This is a genomic window from Alteromonas sp. DY56-G5, assembly GCF_041414725.1.
GTDB lineage: Bacteria > Pseudomonadota > Gammaproteobacteria > Enterobacterales > Alteromonadaceae > Alteromonas > Alteromonas macleodii.
On sequence record NZ_JANHZQ010000016.1, the window covers coordinates 52,459 to 70,513 of the forward strand.

At 43.4% G+C, this 18,055-nt stretch carries 13 protein-coding genes; 9 read left to right on the forward strand and 4 right to left on the reverse strand.

The window, feature by feature from the left end:
* Positions 1-177: 177 nt before the first annotated feature.
* A complete protein-coding gene (locus NO989_RS10035; protein ID WP_371342468.1) occupies positions 178-4,146 on the forward strand; it encodes a S8 family serine peptidase in 3,969 nt (1,322 codons plus the stop codon).
* A 42-nt stretch (positions 4,147-4,188) separates the two neighbouring features.
* On the opposite strand, the gene rmuC is transcribed toward NO989_RS10035, so the two are convergent.
* Both rmuC and NO989_RS10045 read right to left on the reverse strand, forming a co-directional pair.
* Positions 4,189-5,478: a DNA recombination protein RmuC gene (rmuC, locus tag NO989_RS10040; protein WP_371342469.1), complete on the reverse strand. Its 1,290-nt coding sequence runs from the start codon at positions 5,476-5,478 to the stop codon at positions 4,189-4,191.
* A 233-nt stretch (positions 5,479-5,711) separates the two neighbouring features.
* Positions 5,712-7,241, reverse strand: a complete 1,530-nt coding sequence (locus NO989_RS10045; RefSeq protein ID WP_014949528.1) for a fumarate hydratase — start codon at positions 7,239-7,241, stop codon at positions 5,712-5,714.
* A gap of 268 nt (positions 7,242-7,509) precedes the next feature.
* Between NO989_RS10045 and pabB the strand changes: the two genes are divergently transcribed.
* From pabB to NO989_RS10060, 3 genes are all read left to right on the forward strand, one after another.
* Positions 7,510-8,949, forward strand: a complete 1,440-nt coding sequence (gene pabB, locus NO989_RS10050) for an aminodeoxychorismate synthase component I (RefSeq protein ID WP_371342470.1) — start codon at positions 7,510-7,512, stop codon at positions 8,947-8,949.
* 62 nt (positions 8,950-9,011) lie between these two features.
* Positions 9,012-9,584 (forward strand): CoA pyrophosphatase, encoded by a 573-nt coding sequence (locus tag NO989_RS10055; RefSeq protein ID WP_371342471.1) that lies wholly within the window; start codon positions 9,012-9,014, stop codon positions 9,582-9,584.
* Between the two features lie 153 nt (positions 9,585-9,737).
* A complete protein-coding gene (locus tag NO989_RS10060) occupies positions 9,738-11,111 on the forward strand; it encodes an L-serine ammonia-lyase (RefSeq protein WP_371342472.1) in 1,374 nt (457 codons plus the stop codon).
* Between the two features lie 86 nt (positions 11,112-11,197).
* On the opposite strand, the gene cysB is transcribed toward NO989_RS10060, so the two are convergent.
* The gene (gene cysB / locus NO989_RS10065) at positions 11,198-12,172 is read right to left on the reverse strand and encodes an HTH-type transcriptional regulator CysB (RefSeq protein ID WP_014949524.1); all 975 of its coding nucleotides are present in this window, start codon (positions 12,170-12,172) and stop codon (positions 11,198-11,200) included.
* A 208-nt stretch (positions 12,173-12,380) separates the two neighbouring features.
* Here cysB and NO989_RS10070 point away from each other — a divergent pair, with 208 nt between their 5' ends.
* The gene (locus NO989_RS10070; RefSeq protein ID WP_371342473.1) at positions 12,381-13,085 is read left to right on the forward strand and encodes a sensor histidine kinase; all 705 of its coding nucleotides are present in this window, start codon (positions 12,381-12,383) and stop codon (positions 13,083-13,085) included.
* A gap of 95 nt (positions 13,086-13,180) precedes the next feature.
* Positions 13,181-13,939 (forward strand): hypothetical protein, encoded by a 759-nt coding sequence (locus tag NO989_RS10075; protein ID WP_371342474.1) that lies wholly within the window; start codon positions 13,181-13,183, stop codon positions 13,937-13,939.
* A 13-nt stretch (positions 13,940-13,952) separates the two neighbouring features.
* Here NO989_RS10075 and NO989_RS10080 read toward each other — a convergent pair whose 3' ends face one another.
* Positions 13,953-14,861, reverse strand: coding sequence for a LysR family transcriptional regulator (locus tag NO989_RS10080; RefSeq protein ID WP_371342475.1), 909 nt, complete (start codon positions 14,859-14,861; stop codon positions 13,953-13,955).
* A gap of 122 nt (positions 14,862-14,983) precedes the next feature.
* Here NO989_RS10080 and NO989_RS10085 point away from each other — a divergent pair, with 122 nt between their 5' ends.
* The 3 genes from NO989_RS10085 to NO989_RS10095 all read left to right on the forward strand — a co-directional run bounded on the left by NO989_RS10085 (position 14,984) and on the right by NO989_RS10095 (position 17,932).
* Positions 14,984-15,691 carry a CoA transferase subunit A gene (locus NO989_RS10085; protein ID WP_371342476.1) on the forward strand — a complete coding sequence of 236 codons (708 nt, stop codon included), beginning with the start codon at positions 14,984-14,986 and terminating at the stop codon, positions 15,689-15,691.
* Positions 15,691-16,344, forward strand: coding sequence for a CoA transferase subunit B (locus tag NO989_RS10090; RefSeq protein ID WP_069944348.1), 654 nt, complete (start codon positions 15,691-15,693; stop codon positions 16,342-16,344). The genes NO989_RS10085 and NO989_RS10090 overlap by 1 nt, the downstream gene beginning before the upstream one ends.
* A gap of 262 nt (positions 16,345-16,606) precedes the next feature.
* Positions 16,607-17,932: a DEAD/DEAH box helicase gene (locus NO989_RS10095; RefSeq protein ID WP_014949518.1), complete on the forward strand. Its 1,326-nt coding sequence runs from the start codon at positions 16,607-16,609 to the stop codon at positions 17,930-17,932.
* Positions 17,933-18,055 lie beyond the last annotated feature (123 nt).

Sequence of the window (18,055 nt, forward strand, 5' to 3'; positions counted from 1 at the left end):
TTAAATGTAACAAAATGTGTAAATTGTGTATTGCAGAAACACACGTTACAAAAAGAAAAAAAGTGTGCTAGTAATAGATAGTCACAGCGATAAGTTGCGTTTTAAAAAAGGCGAATGACCTTTTAAGCAAACAAAAAAATCGTTGGGCTCCAGGGAACTATTCACACGAGAATAATTATGAAAAAAACAATCCTTAGTACAGTTATTGCTACCGCATTAGCAGGCTCAGCCTTTGGTGCACTAGCAATATCAAATCAATTATCTGGCCACAGCGTTGAACAACGCAACGCCATCGAAGCATCCTTCGACAAAAAGAATATTCTTGCAAATGCAATCCAAGCGGATAGTGATAGCGTACGTGTTATCGTACAACTTACTGACGTGCCTATGGCGCAATTCAGCGCAGTAAATCCAAGTGTAAGCAGCATGGCTGCCCACAAAGGTCAAAAGGTAAATTTCAAGTCAAATGCAGCGAAGGAATATCAATCTTTCCTTGAAGCTCAACAGCAATCGGTTATCCAGTCTATCAAGTCATTCGATAAGTCATTTAAAGCTGATATGTCTTACACAGCAGCATTTAATGGTTTTGCGGGTATCGTTTCAAAAAGTGCACTTGATAAGCTTTCCAGCCTTTCAACGGTAAAAGCGGTATACCCAGACTTAGTACACCATGCCCAAATGGACGCTAGTTTGGACCTGATCGGCGCAGTTCAAACGTGGGAACAGTTCGGCGGGAAGGAAAGCGCCGGTGCAGGCGTGAAAGTAGCGATCATTGATAGTGGTATTCGTCCAGAAAACCCTTTATTCAGTGGTGAAAATTTTACAGCACCTGATGCTGCGACACTTCCTACTGACGACTATTGTTCAGAAGTTCCTGATTTTTGTAACAATAAATTGATTGTTGCTCGCGCAGCAGACATCGTAGAAGGCTTCTCTGTTGTTGAAGAAGAATACGAGAGCCCGCTAGGATTCAATGGACACGGTACGCACGTAGCAGGTACAGCAGTAGGTAATTACGGGGTAATGGCAGAGCGCGATGGCGCAGAAGCTGAAATCTCTGGTGTTGCGCCAGCTGCTTATCTAATGGTTTACAAAGGTTTATATGCCACACCAGCTAACCCTGCTTCTTCTAGCGGTGCTTCTTCAATGCTGCTTTCTATGCTTGAAGCTGCGCTTACAGATGGTGCTGACATTGTAAATAACTCGTGGGGTGGCGGTGCAGGTGGAAACCCTAACGGCTCAGTATATGAAGACGTACTTGAAGCCATGCACGATGCGGGCGTTGTTACCGTTTTTGCAGCGGGTAACGATGGTCCGGGTGCTGGCACTATTGGCTGTCCTGGTTGTTCAGAAGACGTAATAACGGTCGCAAATACAACAACGGGTCGTTTGTTCGCAAACGAGGTGACCGTTGAAGGCGATACCACTTTAGGTTCTATTCCAGCCCTTTACTCAGTGGGCAACCCTGCCATTGTATTTGATAGCCCAATTACTGCACCTGTTGTTTATGCAGGCGAAGTAGATGCGGCAAACGTTGAAGGTTGTGATGCATTTGCTGCGGGCGCGTTCGATGGCGCAATTGCGCTTATCAGCCGTGGTACTTGTGGTTTCGTGACTAAAATTGAAAACGCAGAGGCAGCGGGAGCAACTGCTGTTCTTATTCATAACGTTGATGGACGCGGTGAAGCGCCAATATTAATGGGCGGCTTAAGTGAAGCTCAAACAATTCCATCACTTATGCTTCCTGCTACACCAGGTTTAGCGCTTGCTAACCTAGCTGAAACTACTGAAGAGTCGCTAAATGTAACTATCGGTAGCGATATTGTTCGCGTTGTTTCAGACAGCCTTGCTGACATCATGAATGAAAGCAGCTCTCGCGGTCCTAACGGCGACCCGACGTTCCTTAAGCCTAATATTGCTGCTCCTGGTACTCGCATCTTCTCTGGCGAATCACCGGATGCACCAGGACACGAAGACCAGAACTTCTCGTTCAAGAACGGTACTTCAATGGCATCGCCACACGTAGCTGGTGCAGCTGCACTTCTTAAGCAAATGCATCCTGATTGGACTGCACAGCAAATAAAGAGTGCGCTTGTTACTTCTTCAATTCGCGATATTTTGAAAGAAGATGCGTCTACCGCAGCAGACAACTTTGACATGGGTGCAGGTCGTTTAGATCTTCCTCGTGCAACAACGGTAGAGCTAACTTATAGCGATTTAAGCTTAGTAGACGGCAACTGCTACCTGAACTGCGAAATGTCTATCACTGTAACAAACACCAGCGATGAAGAAGTTACAGTCGATGCTACAGCAATGTTTAATGACTCAGCTATTTCTGCAACCGTTACACCTCAAATGGCAACCCTTGCAGCAGGTGCTTCTGCTGAAATTATGGTTGCAGTAGATGTAACAACAGCGTCTACAGGGTCATGGTCTTTCGGTGGTATTAATTGGACAGACACTGACGACACAACAACCGATTATTTCATCCCAGTAGCTATCTATCCTATTAGCAGTGATGAACCATCATTGTTTGACAGCGATGTAAGCACGCAAGTAGCAGCTGAAGGTGAGTTGGTGGTAACCGAAGCGTTTGCTACTAACACTGACGTAACTGGTATGATCAGCATCACGGGTGAAATTGACCACAAATATGCGATTAACCCTTCTACAATTTCTGCTGTTAAAAACGGAAACCAAGAGCCAGTAAGCTATGACGCTGACTCAGGTACCGTATATTGGGAAGGCGCACTTAACACTGCTTCTTTCTCGATGAACGCAGATACTACTATTGGTGACATACTTGAAGGTTTCGGCCTTGACCGTTACGTACCAATGGCATCTATTGGTGTTGCGCCGCTAGAGTGCTCTGGTTCGTGTGATGACGCTTCAATTGAAGTAAGCCTACCTCGCACTATCACTTACTTAGGTAGCGAATACACAACCATGCAGATTTCATCTAATGGTTTTGTATCTTTAGGTACAAGCTCTGGCAACATTACTACACCGTTTGCAGAAGTATTGCCAAGCCTAAGTGAGCCAAACAATATTGTCGCACCTTATTGGACTGATTTTGACCTTGCGGGCGGCGGTGCAGGCGCTGGTAATATCTACGCAGTAAGCCTTACAACAGGTCACTTTGTTGTTGAGTGGGAAAACGCTCAAATTTGGAATGAAGATGGCACAAGCTTTAACTTCCAGTTGTGGTTTGAGTACGAAACAGGCAACGTAAACTTTGTATATGGTCCAATGGACTCACCTGTTTACGCAACGGTAGTTGGTGCTGAAAACATTTCAGGTAGCGTTGGTACAACGTACGCTGCACTAACATCTGCGGGCCTTCAAGGTACCCTTCCAGTTGAAGGTGACGAATTTGTACTAACTGCTAATGCGGGTGACGAAGTTACTATCAGCTACGCAGGTACTGTTGTTCCATCTAGTGAGTATATGGACGACATGTTGTCAGTTAACGAAGATGCGTCGGTAACGGCTAACATTCTTGCTAACGAAATGGACAGCACAATCATCAATAAATTCACCATGGACTCTCTGTCTGGTGAGTTCCGTACGTTTACGCCTATCACTATTGATAAAGCGCCTCTTGATCCATCAACAGTTGAAGTTACTGGTGAGCCAGCAAACGGCACAGTAACTGTAAATGATGATGGAACAGTAACGTATGCACCAAATACTGACTTCTTCGGTGAAGATTCATTTACATACACCGTTCGTGTTGAAGGTACAATTGATGAAAATGAAGAGCCAGTTGAAGGTGAAATTGTTGGTGAAGGCACAGTAACTGTAGCGGTTGCAGGTGTGCAAGATGCTCCAGTTATTTCAATATCTGCTCCAACTAGCGTTGATGAAGGGCAGTCTTACACTGTAACTGCTTCTGCAACTGACGCAGACGGAGACGACGTGACTATCACCATTAACGGTGTAGAGCGCACTTCGTTCACTGATACAGCGCCTAGTAACGAACAGTCTAACCGTGTAACGGTTCAAGTAACGGCTTCAGATGGTATTGAAACTACTACAGAAAGCGTGACTATTCGCGTTAATGATAAGTCTGGTGGTTCAATGGGCTGGATTGCATTGCTTCTTGCTCCAGCAGTTTACCTACGTAGACGCATGAAACGTTCATAACGTTTTTTGATAAGAGAAAAAAGGCCGCAATTGCGGCCTTTTTTAATCGTCTTGAGAAAGTTGCTGTAAGTGCTGAGACATTCGCTTACTGGGTTGTACACCAAGTTCTCTAAACTTTTCTATTTGCCTTACCAAGTTCCCTCTTCCACTGGTTAACTTATTCATTGCTTGTTCGTAATTTGCGTGAGCGGTATCCATCGACTTACCTACTTTTTCCATATCCGTCACAAACCCAACGAACTTGTCATAAAGCTTTGCTGCTTGTTCCGCAATAAGCTGTGCGTTTTGATTTTGGTACTCATACTGCCAAATGTTATTAATAGTACGCAGTGCAACCAGTAAATTAGTTGGGCTAACCAACATGATATTGTGATTAAGTGCCATTGTGACTAAATCTGGTTCTTCTTCGACAGCAATTAAAAATGCAGGCTCAATGGGAATGAAAAGTAACACATAATCCAGTGTCTTTATGCCTCTAAGCGTTTGGTAGTCCTTCGCGCCTAAGCCTTTGATGTGCCCTTTTATAGAAGCCACATGTTGACTTAAAAATTGCGCTTTCTCAGCTTCATCATCACAGTTGTAATACCTTTCATAGGCCGCCAAACTTACTTTTGAATCTATAATCACATCTTTATCATTTGGCAAATGCACCACGACATCTGGTTGAAATCGCTTGCCGTGCTCTGATGTTGCTGACATTTGTGTTTCAAATTCATGACCCTCGCGTAAACCAGATTCTTTGAGTATCCGCTCAAGCACTACTTCGCCCCAGCTTCCTTGCTTTTTATTGTCACCTTTTAGTGCATTGGTCAGCGCTGCAGCTTCTTCCGTAATTTTCTGGTTGAGTGCCTTTAAACTTAGAATCTCTGTTTTAAGTGAGGCTCGCTCCTGCCCCTCACGTATGTGTTGTTCTGAAATTTGACGTTTAAAACCATCTAACTCGTTTTTGAATGGCGCCAAAACAGCTTCTATATTGTGTTTTGTTTGTTGCGTGTAACGCTGTTGCTTTTCTTCAAATATGCGATTTGCTAGATTTTCGAATTGCGTATGCAGACGTTGTTCAGATGCATTCATAGACGCAAGCTTATCTTCATGCGCAGCATGAAGCGCCTGAATTCTTGCTTGGTGCGCATCGTTTTGTGCTTGAAGCTTGGCAATAGCAATACGCTCGCTATTCAAATCATTTTGTAGCTGCTCATTGATTTGCGAAAGCTGCGCTATCTTGGCGGCATTCGCCTGGCCTCGAATAAATGAATAAAGTGAAAAAGCACACACACTTACGAAGGCTATTAGAAAGGAAATGGGTTCGCTAGAAATAAGGTTAATTAACATAGTGCACGTTCATACTGTTATTTTGTACAGCACTATAAACAAAATCAGATAAATATACCAACTGGTATAAATTTAAAATGAAATTGGGGCAAAACGTCTAGCACGTCAATCTTTGAAAAAATGAAACTACACAAATGAAAACGGGTGCTATTGCACCCGTTTTTTATATTGTGATGAAAAACCTAATTAGCTTTCTTAAGCAGAACGGCTCATCTTAAATTTTGCCTTCCTCTCTATTTAGATAGCGAGGCATCAAGCTCTTCAATTTTTGCTTTCCAAATGGCCGGACCATTTTTGTGAGCATTGGCACCCGTGCTGTCTACTGCAACGGTTACTGGCATGTCTTCTACGTCGAACTCGTAAATTGCTTCCATACCTAAGTCCTCGAATGCTACGACACGAGATTTCTTAATGGCTTTAGATACAAGGTACGCTGCACCTCCAACTGCCATTAGATAAACCGCTTTGTGTTTAGCAATTGAATCAACGGTTGCTGGACCACGCTCTGCTTTTCCAATCATGCCAATAAGGCCTGTTTTTTCTAGCATCATGTCAGTGAACTTATCCATACGGGTAGCCGTTGTCGGGCCAGCCGGACCAACCACTTCGTCACCTACAGCGTCAACAGGACCAACGTAATAGATAAAGCGGTTAGTTAGGTCAACGCCCTCTGGTAAACCTTCACCATTTTCCATCATGGTTTGAATGCGCTTGTGAGCAGCATCACGACCGGTAAGCATCTTACCTGACAGCAGTACCGTTTCGCCTACTTTCCACTCTTGGATATCTTCTTTTGTTACTTCATCAAGGTTAACGCGGCGAGTGTTTTCGCTCACTTCCCAAGTTACTTCTGGCCAATCTTCTAATTTAGGTGGCGTAAGCTCCGCTGGACCCGAACCATCTAGATAAAAATGTGCGTGACGAGTCGCCGCACAGTTAGGGATCATTGCTACAGGTTTTGACGCAGCGTGAGTAGGTAGCGACTTAATCTTAACGTCAACAACGGTCGTTAAACCACCTAGGCCTTGCGCACCGATACCCAACTTATTTACGCGGTCAAAAATTTCTAAGCGAAGTTTTTCGTCGGTAGTTTGCGGGCCGCGCTCTATAAGCTCTTGGATGTCTACTGGGTCCATAAGGCTTTCTTTTGCAAGTACAGCTGCTTTTTCAGCCGTACCGCCAATACCTATTCCCAGCATACCTGGAGGGCACCAGCCTGCCCCCATCGTCGGCAAAGTTTTTACTACCCAGTCAGCAATATCATCGCTTGGGTTAAGCATTACCATTTTAGACTTGTTTTCAGAACCGCCGCCTTTAGCTGCGATCATCACTTCGATCTTTTCACCCGCTACCATGTCGATATGCACAACAGATGGCGTATTGTCTTTGGTGTTTTTGCGCGCACCGGCAGGGTCAGCAACGATAGAGGCGCGAAGTGGATTGTCTGGATTAAGGTATGCACGACGTGTACCTTCATCAACCATTTCTTGAACGGTCATGTCAGTTTTATCCCACGTCACACCCATACCAACTTTAACAAAACAGGTTACGATCCCCGTGTCTTGACACAAAGGGCGCTTACCCTCTGCAGACATGCGTGAGTTGATAAGAATTTGCGCCATCGCGTCTTTCGCGGCTTGGCTCTTTTCCTTTTTATAGGCTTCTTCTACGGCTTTAACGTAATCGAGCGGGTGATAATAAGAAATAAATTGCAGGGCATCTTCAATGCTGTCAATGAAGTCTTGTTGACGGATAACGGTCATGACATCCTCTTTTTATTTGGCTTTCGTGGTCTTAGCTAGCTAAAAAAGCGTATACTAGCGCATCTAAAGACAACGCACCATGTAAAACCATGTGCTTGTGGCTAATTCCAGTCATTTTTAAAAACTATGCTGAAGGGATATCTGAAAAAGCAGCCTAATGTGATCGGTTATTAGTCTTTATTTGTTAACGCCAGTTAAAAATAGAAGGAAGTTTGTGCTTAATTCAAGCACCAAACGCCCACGATAAAAAGAAGTACAGAAAACACCTATGTCACACGCAGATACTATTTACGTTCATGTTTCCCGTTTCACTGCAGAGGAATTAGCCGATAAATTAGCGCTAAATTGTGACGAGAACACAGCCGTTTTCAACGCACTTTTTAAGCGAATCTCTACACACCCATATTCCCTTTTACTAGATACTTCTGGTTCGTCTAAAAGTGAAGGTCGCTTCAATATTATGGCATTTTCGCCTTCCGCAGTTATCGAAGCAAAAGGTGATAAGGTTCAACTCACCGAACTAAACTCTTCAAAGCGCCAGGAATTGACATTAGCGCCCTTTGAAGCGGTGCAAGCACACTTACATGCGCGCGTTTCAAATGTGGAGATACATGCCAGTGTAAATACAGCGCACCTCCCTTTTATTATCGGTGTGGCTGGTATGGCAGGCTATGACACTGGGCGCTTTTATGAAGCGATGCCAAGCATCGCCAAAGATGACTACGAAACCCCTGATTTTGCGGTTGGCCTTTATCTTCGTTCACTTATTGAAGATACAAAAACAGGTTACATCTATTATTGCTCCGTTGACAGTCAACCACTGACTCAGTTTTTTTCTTCATTCAACGACGAAAAACCTGAGCCAAATTTCAAGTTAACGTCGCGGTTCGAATCAAATTTGTCTAAAACGGAATATGAAGCTTGTTTGGATAAAATACACGCCTATTTGCGTGCCGGTGACTGCTACCAAGTAAATATGGCGCAACGTTTTAGCGCAGCGTTTGAAGGGAATATCTGGCAAGCATATTGTGAGCTACGCAATCAAAATCAAGCGCCATTTTCAGCTTTTTATAACCTTCCCCAAGGCTGTATTGCTTCGATTTCACCAGAACGCTTTCTACGCGTTAAAGGTGGGGTTGTAGAAACAAAACCGATAAAGGGTACACGCCCGCGATTTGAAGACAAAGAAGAAGATGCAGCCAGTGCTCAGAGCTTGCTCTCAGCAGAAAAAGACCGTGCAGAAAATCTCATGATTGTAGATCTGCTGCGCAACGATATTTCAAAGCACTGCAAACCTCACTCGGTGAACGTACCTGCACTCTTTGCTCTTGAAAGTTATCAGGCTGTGCACCATTTAGTAAGTACGGTAACTGGCGAATTGAATGAGTCTTCTTCGCCTTTATCGCTTCTGGCATCTGCATTTCCTGGAGGATCAATAACTGGAGCACCGAAAATCCGTGCGATGGAAGTTATCGATGAGCTAGAGCCTCACCGCCGGAATATCTACTGTGGCAGCGTGTTCTATATGGGTTTTCGTGAAGACATGGATTCAAGTATTTGTATTAGAACCGTATTGGCAGAGAACCGTCGATTACATTGCTGGGCCGGTGGTGGTATTGTGCTAGATTCTGTTTCTAGCGAAGAGTATCAAGAAACCCTAGATAAAGTGTCTAGAATACTGCCAGTACTTGAATCAATTAACCAATAGCACAGTATCTGTACGTAATGTGCTAGTACAAAGGTAAGCATATAGGTTGTAAGCAAATATCTATGACAAAGAACGAATTTCTATCACAGTTTCACCACTTAAGGCAGCCTCACACCGAGCCTGATTTTCCGTTGCGAAAAACAGGACGCCCTGCGGCTGTACTTATCCCCCTGATAGATTATGGCGATTCGCTTCAATTACTGCTTACCGAACGAGCGCACCACCTTAAGCATCACCCAGGTCAAATCAGCTTTCCAGGCGGAGCGGTCGACGAAGCTGACAATTCTTTTTTTGACGCGGCACTTAGAGAAGCTGAAGAAGAAGTTGGTTTACCCGCTACTCACGTAGACGTAGTAGGAATGTTGCCTAGATACCGAACAATCAGCGGATATGAAATTGCGCCAGTTGTTGGCTTTGTAAATCCTGACTTTACACCGATTATTGACAAAAATGAGGTAGAAAGCGCTTTTGAAGTGCCTCTCGCACATGTTTTAGACAGAAGAAATCATTTAGTTCACACGACGCATCGCGATAAAAAGGCATTTCCAATTTACTTTATCCCATGGAAAAACCGCATGATATGGGGCGCAACGGCGGCAATGTTACGCAATCTATCTCATCATATTCATCCTTAACCTTTGTATTTGCTTATCCGCTCTTGCGTGTACTATAAATTAAACTTTACAGCGTATTAGCAAAACTAATCCCTTTATTAGCTTTTCTGTATTGTGGTTTTTCCGTGGTGGATGCATGATCTTACTATTACTTTGTTTTAATTTTGAAAGTTTATGATCAGTGTATTTGATATGTTCAGCGTGGGCATTGGCCCATCGAGTTCGCACACCGTAGGACCAATGAAAGCAGGCGCCGAGTTTGTCACCGAACTCTCTCAGGAAGCTGCGCTTTTTGATTCAGTGGATAGCGTGAAAGTTGAACTGTTTGGGTCATTAGGCCAAACTGGAATCGGCCACGGAACAGGAAAAGCTGTTATCCTCGGTTTACTAGGAGAACTTCCAGACGTTGTCGATGTGGACAGCATCGAGACTAAACTTGAAGAAATACGCAACACGGAAAAGCTTTGCCTTAATGGCCAGAAGTTAGTGCGCTTTCCTAACAAGAACGCCATTGTTTTTCACCGCCGTAAAACGCTCCCCAAACACGCTAATGCCTTAACGTTTTATGCGTACGCGAAAGATGAGCTTGTAAAACAGCAAACTTATTACAGTATTGGCGGTGGCTTCATCATAAAAGACGAAGACTTCGATGCGACCAAAGCGCATGCAGCCAGCCTGCAAGCATCAGTACCCTTCCCTTTTAAAACGGCCGGTGACCTTCTTGCTCTGTGTAAAACTAACGGCTTAAGCATTAGTTCACTGATGCTACGTAACGAATCAACTTTCAGGCCCAAGCACGAAGTGAAGCAACAGCTACACAACATTTGGTTAGTAATGAAAGCTTGTATTCAACGAGGTATCGAAAGCGAAGGTATTTTACCTGGCGGGCTTAAAGTAGTTCGCCGCGCACCTGGACTATACCGTCGACTTCAAACTGAACACACAAACGACCCTATGCAGACTATGGATTGGGTTAACTTGTTTGCTTTAGCTGTAAACGAAGAAAATGCAGCTGGCGGCCGTGTTGTAACTGCACCTACAAATGGTGCAGCGGGTATCATTCCGGCTGTTCTACAGTACGTAGATAAGTTTATTCGACCTGTTGATGAAGAAGTAGCAAGCCGATTCCTGCTTACCGCAGGCGCTATTGGTATTCTCTATAAAGAAAATGCGTCAATCTCAGGTGCTGAAGTAGGTTGCCAAGGAGAAGTAGGCGTCGCTTGTTCAATGGCTGCAGGCGCGTTAGCTGAAATTATGGGGGGCACAGCTGCCTCGGTAGAGAACGCTGCGGAAATCGGTATGGAGCACAACCTCGGCCTTACTTGTGACCCCGTGGGTGGCTTGGTTCAGGTTCCGTGCATTGAGCGAAATGCCATGGGTGCAATCAAAGCCATTAATGCTTCTCGTCTTGCACTGCGCGGAACCGGAGAGCAAAAAGTATCACTAGATAAGGTCATCAAAACTATGCGCGATACCGGCAACGATATGAAGACTAAGTATAAAGAAACGGCGAGAGGTGGGCTCGCGGTAAATATTATCGAATGTTAGCGCCTCGTTCTAACTAGACAATGTATGAAATGAAAAAAGGGGCAATTAGCCCCTTTTTTAATGAACGTTTTCAACAAGCGCTGCGTTTACTTTACTGGAAGCGTCACGCCTTTAAACATTTTTTCTACTTCTTCGTTGTTTTTCAGCATCATAGCCTTTTCAACCTTGTCCTTGGTCAGGTGAGGCGCAAAACGCTCAATGAAGTCGTACATATAACTTCTTAAGAACGACCCCTTTCTAAATCCAATTTTCGTCGTGCTGTAATCGAACAGGTGACTTGCATCTATCTTCACAAGATCATCATCTAACTCTTCACTTACCGCCATCGACGCGATAACACCAATACCGACACCTAAGCGAACATAGGTTTTAATAACGTCGGCATCTGTTGCGGTAAACACGATTTTAGGTGTTAGCCCTGCTCTTTCAAACGCTTGGTCTAATTCAGAGCGCCCGGTGAAACCGAAAACATAAGTAACCAACGGATATTTGGCAATGTCTGAAATATCGATAGTGCCTTTTTTCGACAACGGATGGTCTTTGTTTACTATTACACTGCGATTCCAGTGATAACAAGGAAGCATGACTAAATCGTTGTACAAGTGAAGAGCCTCTGTAGCGATAGCAAAATCGGCTTCGCCTTTGGCAGCCAAATCGCTAATTTGAGACGGCGTGCCCTGATGCATGTGTAATGACACTTTTGGATACTTGCTCATGAAACCCTGAATAACATCAGGTAACGCATAACGGGCTTGCGTATGCGTAGTCGCAATATTAAGTTTACCTTGATCTGGAAGCGTGTGCTCCCTTGCTACCGCTTTAATACTCTCTACTTTGGCTAGTATTTCACGAGCTATATTGATTACATCGTTACCGGCGTCTGTTACGTGTGTTAAATGCTTACCGCTACGGCCAAAAATCTGAACACCTAGTTCATCTTCCAACATGCGAACTTGTTTGCTGATACCCGGCTGTGAGGTATATAAACTTTCTGCTGTTGCTGACACGTTCAAATTGTTATTGAGGACTTCTACGATATACCGTAGTTGCTGTAGCTTCATATTTTACACCGTTTAATGCGATAGACTGACACTGTACTCCCTCCGTTATAACCAAAACCACCTTTTTTTACTAGTTGCTATTACGAAATTGGCATTATAAAGTTGAAAATAATTGAATTTTTACATTTTCGAGTGGGATTTATTCGCCTTTGTCCGATTTCTTCTACATTATGGGTAGGTGATTAAAAAGCACGGTGTTAGATAGATAATGAGTAGCAGTAAACAAGTTACATCCACAATTGATTTTTCATCGGTGTTGGCAGCTGCTGTGCACGATATGAAAAATTCACTTTTTCTCCTTATTCAATCTATTGAAACACTCAGCGACGCCCTTTCTCCTCAAGACGAGAAAGCTAGAGAACAGGTTGCGAGTGTTCATTATGAAGCATCCAGGCTCAACACCAATCTTGTTCAAGTACTCTCTTTGTACAGGGCTGAATTAGAAAGTTTACCCATCACCGTTGACGAAAGTTTCATCAAAGATTTGGTTGAGGATGTCGTTGGCTCTAATGCGTTATATGTATCGCAGAAAAATATTGATATAAGCATCGCTATCGAAGATGACCTTAGCTGGTACTTAGACAGTGAGTTAATTTATTTGTTATTAAACGATGTAATCATTAACGCTATGCGCTATGGAACATCCCAAATAATAGTAAGTGCCAAGGCAGACGAGAACGACTTCATGACCATTAAAGTAGAGGATGATGGTCGTGGCTACCCCGAAGCGATGTTAACTAAAAGCCACGAAGAGCTCTGTGACTTTGAGTTAAGCCAAGGAAGAACGGGGTTGGGGTTATTTTTTGCGAAGTTAATTGCAAACGCGCATTCTCAAGGGGATAAAGTGGGCTCAATCGCCCTTTCCAACGGCGGGAGTCTCGGTGGAAGTGTATTTGAAGTAAAAATACCGTAAGATTGACCGATAACATTAAGTAATACAAAAAGTAACGCTCGTACGTAGTAATACGTTAACGTTATAAAAAATAAAAAACAGACGGAAACACACGCATGTACGTGATTATTATTATATTAATTGTTGTTTTGCTAATCGCAGCTATCTTTATCAATGCAATGCAACAACATCGTCAAAAGCAAGAGGCTGAGCGCAGAACTGAACTTGCCAAACAGCGTACTATTGTCGACGAAACTGAGAACGTTATTGCCGCCAGTGTAAACATGCCTGTTTCTTCGCGCATTATGGGCATACTTCACAACCGTATTCTAAATGCCTTGAAAGTAATGAACGATTTATCGAGTACATCTGAACTAAAACAGCGTATCTCAAGCAGTGAGCAAGCAACCGCCGCTGCTCTTTCGGACAATAGCGGTATCACTAACGATTTCGCGTTACCCGACAACGACAAAATGATCATTCAATACATTCAGGCCGTTAAGAAACTGCGCATTATTCTTCGTTCAGAACATAGCAAAGGGCAAATTGATTCTAAAGTATTCATGGATGAAGATAAGCAGCTTGAACGCTTGCAGGTAAAAGTAAATGTAGAAACATTGATTAAGCGCGGCCGCGCTGCACTTCAGTCCAATATGCTTGGGTCAGCCAGACAGTATTTTGAAAAGGCGAAAAGCGCACTAGAAAATCAAAACCCCCAAGACGAATATTCAATGTCTAAACTTGCTACACTTAACGAGTGGTTACACGAAATCCAAAGCAACCTTAAGAGCGTGAACGAAAAAGATCGCGCCAAGAAGCAAGAAGAAGAAAGAGACGAATTAGACGAGCTGTTCGCACCTAAGAAGAAGTGGTAGGTCGAACCTTTTCTTAGAAACTATAAAGCGCATTATTTGACTCATAATGCGCTACGGCCATGTCCCACATAGATTGAGCCGGCAGCGATAACCCTTTTCGCGCATTTCGAATTATTCCAATATTTTTCACCAGAGGCATGTCACTAATTTCTTTTGTTACTAGCCCCAATCCCTCCATTTGCGCTTTACAAATCGCCGGCATAATAGATATACCTAAACCATTTAGAATAAGCTTTCCTAGTGTAGATAGCTGCCCCGTTTCCGCGATTATATTTAGCTCACCATATTGAGCTAGCTTAGATTGAGTCCAGTGGCGTACCGCAGATCCCCTATTCATCATTACCAATGGAAGTTTTAGACAGTCCTGCCAATGCAACTTGTCCCCTAAATGGGCTGATTGTGCTTTGTTGGTCACAACAACAAACTCATCAGCAAAAAGGCTTTTAAACACTAAACCATCTTTGCGCTCTGGCTCAAACGAGAACCCAATTTCGCTGCGACCAGTAGTAACTTCATGAATTACCTGTTCCATTACTACATCGACAATTCGTAAGTTTACATTTGGAATTCGTTGATGAAATACTGACAAGATATTCGGTAAATGAGACTCGGCAAATGACGGCATAGCGCAAATGGTAAGCTGCCCTTTCGCCATAGCAAACAAATTTTGAATATCAGAAAAAGTATTGTCCCAGTCGTGCAGTAGCCTCAAAGCATTTGGAAACAACACCTCTCCTTCTGGTGTTAGGCTTACATTGCGTGTATTGCGTTGGAATAACTTACCGCCTAACTGCTCTTCCATTTTTTTAATTGCCGATGACAAAGCTGGCTGTGTTAAATGTAGATTTACCGCGGCTTCAGCAAAGGTTGATGACTTGGCCACTTCTACAAACGCTTTTATTTGACGGTATGAAACATCCATAAACTTTTCAACTGATCTCAGCGATTAATAAATAGTTTTTATTAATCGCAAGATTAATTCGATTTTACAAATTAAGCAACAATGTCGATACTTATTTTTAACAAATGCATTGGAGATAGAGAATGGCGGGATTTAACAAAGTTGTATCCTCATACGAAGAAGCAATGGCTGGCCTTGAAAATGGTATGACAGTTATTGCGGGCGGTTTCGGATTGTGTGGTATACCCGAAGGACTGATAGGCCAAATTAAGAAAATGGGCGTATCTGGACTTACTGTAGTTTCTAATAACTGCGGTGTAGATGGATTTGGCTTGGGTCTTTTACTAGAAGACAAACAAATAGCAAAAATGGTGTCTTCTTATGTAGGTGAAAATGCCCTGTTTGAAAAACAACTGCTTAACGGTGAGTTGGAAGTTGAGCTTACACCTCAAGGAACGCTGGCGGAAAAAATGCGCGCTGGTGGTGCTGGCATTCCTGCCTTCTACACTGCCACAGGTTATGGTACGCCTGTTGGTGAAGGAAAAGAAGTCAAAGAATTCAACGGTCGCCCTTATATTCTTGAACATGCTATTACTGGCGATTTTGCCATTGTAAAAGCATGGAAAGCAGATACTTACGGAAACTGTATTTATCGCCATACAGCACAAAACTTTAATCCTATGGCTGCTACTGCAGGTAAAATCACTGTGGTAGAAGCGGAAGAAATTGTAGAGCCTGGTGAATTGAACCCCAGCGAGATCCACACTCCAGGAATATATGTAAACCGTGTCATTCAAGGTTCATTTGAAAAACGTATTGAACGCCGTGTAGTTAGCAAGGAGTCAGAGTAATGCTTAGTAGAGAACAAATCGCAATGCGCGTCGCTCAAGAGTTTAAAGATGGCGATTACGTAAATTTAGGCATAGGTATCCCTACCCTTGCAGCTAACTATGTGCCAGATGACATAAGCGTGATGCTACAGTCAGAAAACGGCCTTTTGGGTATGGGACGTTACCCGACTGAAAGTGAAATTGACGCTGATATGATAAACGCTGGTAAAGAAACAGTAACGGCTATCACGGGCGCGTCTATTTTTAGCAGCGCCGAGAGCTTCGCCATGATCCGCGGCGGTCACGTTGACTTTACTGTACTTGGCGCATTTGAGGTTGATGTATCGGGTAATATTGCTTCTTGGATGATACCAGGCAAACTAGTTAAAGGCATGGGCGGCGCTATGGATCTAGTTGCTGGAGCAAAGAACATAATTGTTACTATGACCCATACCGACAAACACGGTAACCCAAAACTACTTGGCGAATGCACCTTACCGTTAACCGGTGTTAACTGTATTACGCGCATTATTACCGACTTAGCAGTGCTGAGTGTTGAAGACGGCGCATTTGTGCTTCAAGAACGGGCACCGGGCGTCAGCGTTGACGAAATTAAAGAGAAAACGGGCGGAAAGCTTGTTGTTCCTGACAATGTTCCTGAAATGCAGTTTTAAACTCTGCGTTTAATTGTGCTTTTCATTTAATTGTTCTTCGCAATGTCGCGCTTATCATTCAGCATTTATGCTCTTGTGGTAAGCGCGCGCCATTGAGTTAACTCACATTTTTGCTTTAACTTTATATTCTTCGTTGAGTAACGATTGTTACAAGTGCCCGCCTTCTGTTTGCAAACTTTTAAGCCTTTCCAATAAACCTTTAAATGCACCGTGCATTAAGGGATAATGCGCTCGAATGTCATTTTAAAAAGGCTATACCTTCTTGCTAGTTACTGATTTACCTGTTCACCACAAAATTATTTCAAAGCTCGAAACGAAAAACATTTCGACGCTAACCGAAATTCAAGAACGCACTATGCTGCCTGCTATTCAGGGCAAAGATATTATTGCGTCATCAAAAACGGGGTCAGGTAAAACCTTCGCCTTTTTAGTGCCAGCTATAAACAGGCTAATGTCGCAAAAAGCCCTTAGTCGTCAAGACCCACGCGCACTTATTCTTGCGCCAACTCGTGAGCTAGCCAAACAAGTTTTCATTGAAGCTAAATCAATGTGTACCGGGCTAAATCTTACTTGTTCACTTATTGTGGGTGGTGAAAATTATAACGACCAAGTTAAAGCGCTTCGCCGTAACCCTCACATTATCGTTGGTACCGCTGGTCGTGTAGCCGACCATCTATTAGATAAAAGTGTGTATTTAAACGGTTTAGAGTTGCTTATCTTTGATGAAGCAGACCGAATGTTAGACTTAGGCTTCTCTGCTCAGCTTAAAATGATTAACGACTATGCTGATCACAGAAAGCGTCAAACTATGTTGTTTTCTGCCACGCTCGATAATATTGAGCTAAAGCATATGACAACGCAGTTAACCAAAGGCGCTGTTCGTGTAGCTGTAGGAGACTCAACCGCAGAGCATGGCGATATCGAACAGAAGTGCTTCTTTGCAGACAATGTTGATAACAAAGATCAAATTTTACAGTTTGAGCTAGCCAATCGTACCTACAACCAAGCTATCGTATTTACAGCTACCCGTGAAGATACCGATAGAATTGCAGCACTGCTTAACGAACAGAACTTAGAAGCTATTGCGCTTCGTGGTGATATGCTACAAAGCCAACGCGCAGCAGTAATGAGTGCGTTTGCGCGTGGACAGCACAGTATTCTGGTTACTACCGATCTTGCCTCTCGTGGACTAGATCTATCAAAAGTAGGATTGGTGGTTAACTTTGACCTTCCTAAGAACGCGGATGAATACATTCACCGTATCGGCCGTACAGGCCGTGCTGGGCAAAAAGGCGAAGCATTCTCGTTAATTGGCCCTCGTGACTGGAACAGTTTCGAAGGGCTTAAGAATCACCTTCAATATGCATTAGAGTGTTCACCACACGACGAATTTTCGGCGTCTTTTAAAGGTTTTACGCCGAAGAAAAAAGTATCAAAACAATCAAATGCGAAAAATGGTAAAAAGCGCGTAGCGAAACCAGCAAAACCTGGCACTAAAAAGCGTGTCGATACCATGTCTGGAGAAGATATTGGTATGGTTCCTGTGAAACGCAAGCCAAGAAACACTCTGTCTGACGACGACGAATAAAACTCTATATTGTAGTTTGAACCATCACCGCCGCTAGTCACAATTCACTGTTGAATAGCGGTGTGTAACCTTTCACTTTGTTTTTAATCACATTTTCTTACAGCACTTTGATAGTACACCTCG

Bases quoted from the DNA above. Each gene is read 5' to 3' on its own strand.
- NO989_RS10085 (WP_371342476.1), top strand. From the start codon at position 14,984: ATGGCGGGATTTAACAAAGTTGTATCCTCATACGAAGAAGCAATGGCT.
- NO989_RS10055 (WP_371342471.1), top strand. From the start codon at position 9,012: ATGACAAAGAACGAATTTCTATCACAGTTTCACCACTTAAGGCAGCCT.
- pabB (WP_371342470.1), top strand. From the start codon at position 7,510: ATGTCACACGCAGATACTATTTACGTTCATGTTTCCCGTTTCACTGCA.
- NO989_RS10090 (WP_069944348.1), top strand. From the start codon at position 15,691: ATGCTTAGTAGAGAACAAATCGCAATGCGCGTCGCTCAAGAGTTTAAA.
- NO989_RS10075 (WP_371342474.1), top strand. From the start codon at position 13,181: ATGTACGTGATTATTATTATATTAATTGTTGTTTTGCTAATCGCAGCT.
- NO989_RS10060 (WP_371342472.1), top strand. From the start codon at position 9,738: ATGATCAGTGTATTTGATATGTTCAGCGTGGGCATTGGCCCATCGAGT.
- NO989_RS10070 (WP_371342473.1), top strand. From the start codon at position 12,381: ATGAGTAGCAGTAAACAAGTTACATCCACAATTGATTTTTCATCGGTG.
- NO989_RS10045 (WP_014949528.1), bottom strand. From the start codon at position 7,241: ATGACCGTTATCCGTCAACAAGACTTCATTGACAGCATTGAAGATGCC.
- NO989_RS10035 (WP_371342468.1), top strand. From the start codon at position 178: ATGAAAAAAACAATCCTTAGTACAGTTATTGCTACCGCATTAGCAGGC.
- NO989_RS10080 (WP_371342475.1), bottom strand. From the start codon at position 14,861: ATGGATGTTTCATACCGTCAAATAAAAGCGTTTGTAGAAGTGGCCAAG.
- rmuC (WP_371342469.1), bottom strand. From the start codon at position 5,478: ATGTTAATTAACCTTATTTCTAGCGAACCCATTTCCTTTCTAATAGCC.
- cysB (WP_014949524.1), bottom strand. From the start codon at position 12,172: ATGAAGCTACAGCAACTACGGTATATCGTAGAAGTCCTCAATAACAAT.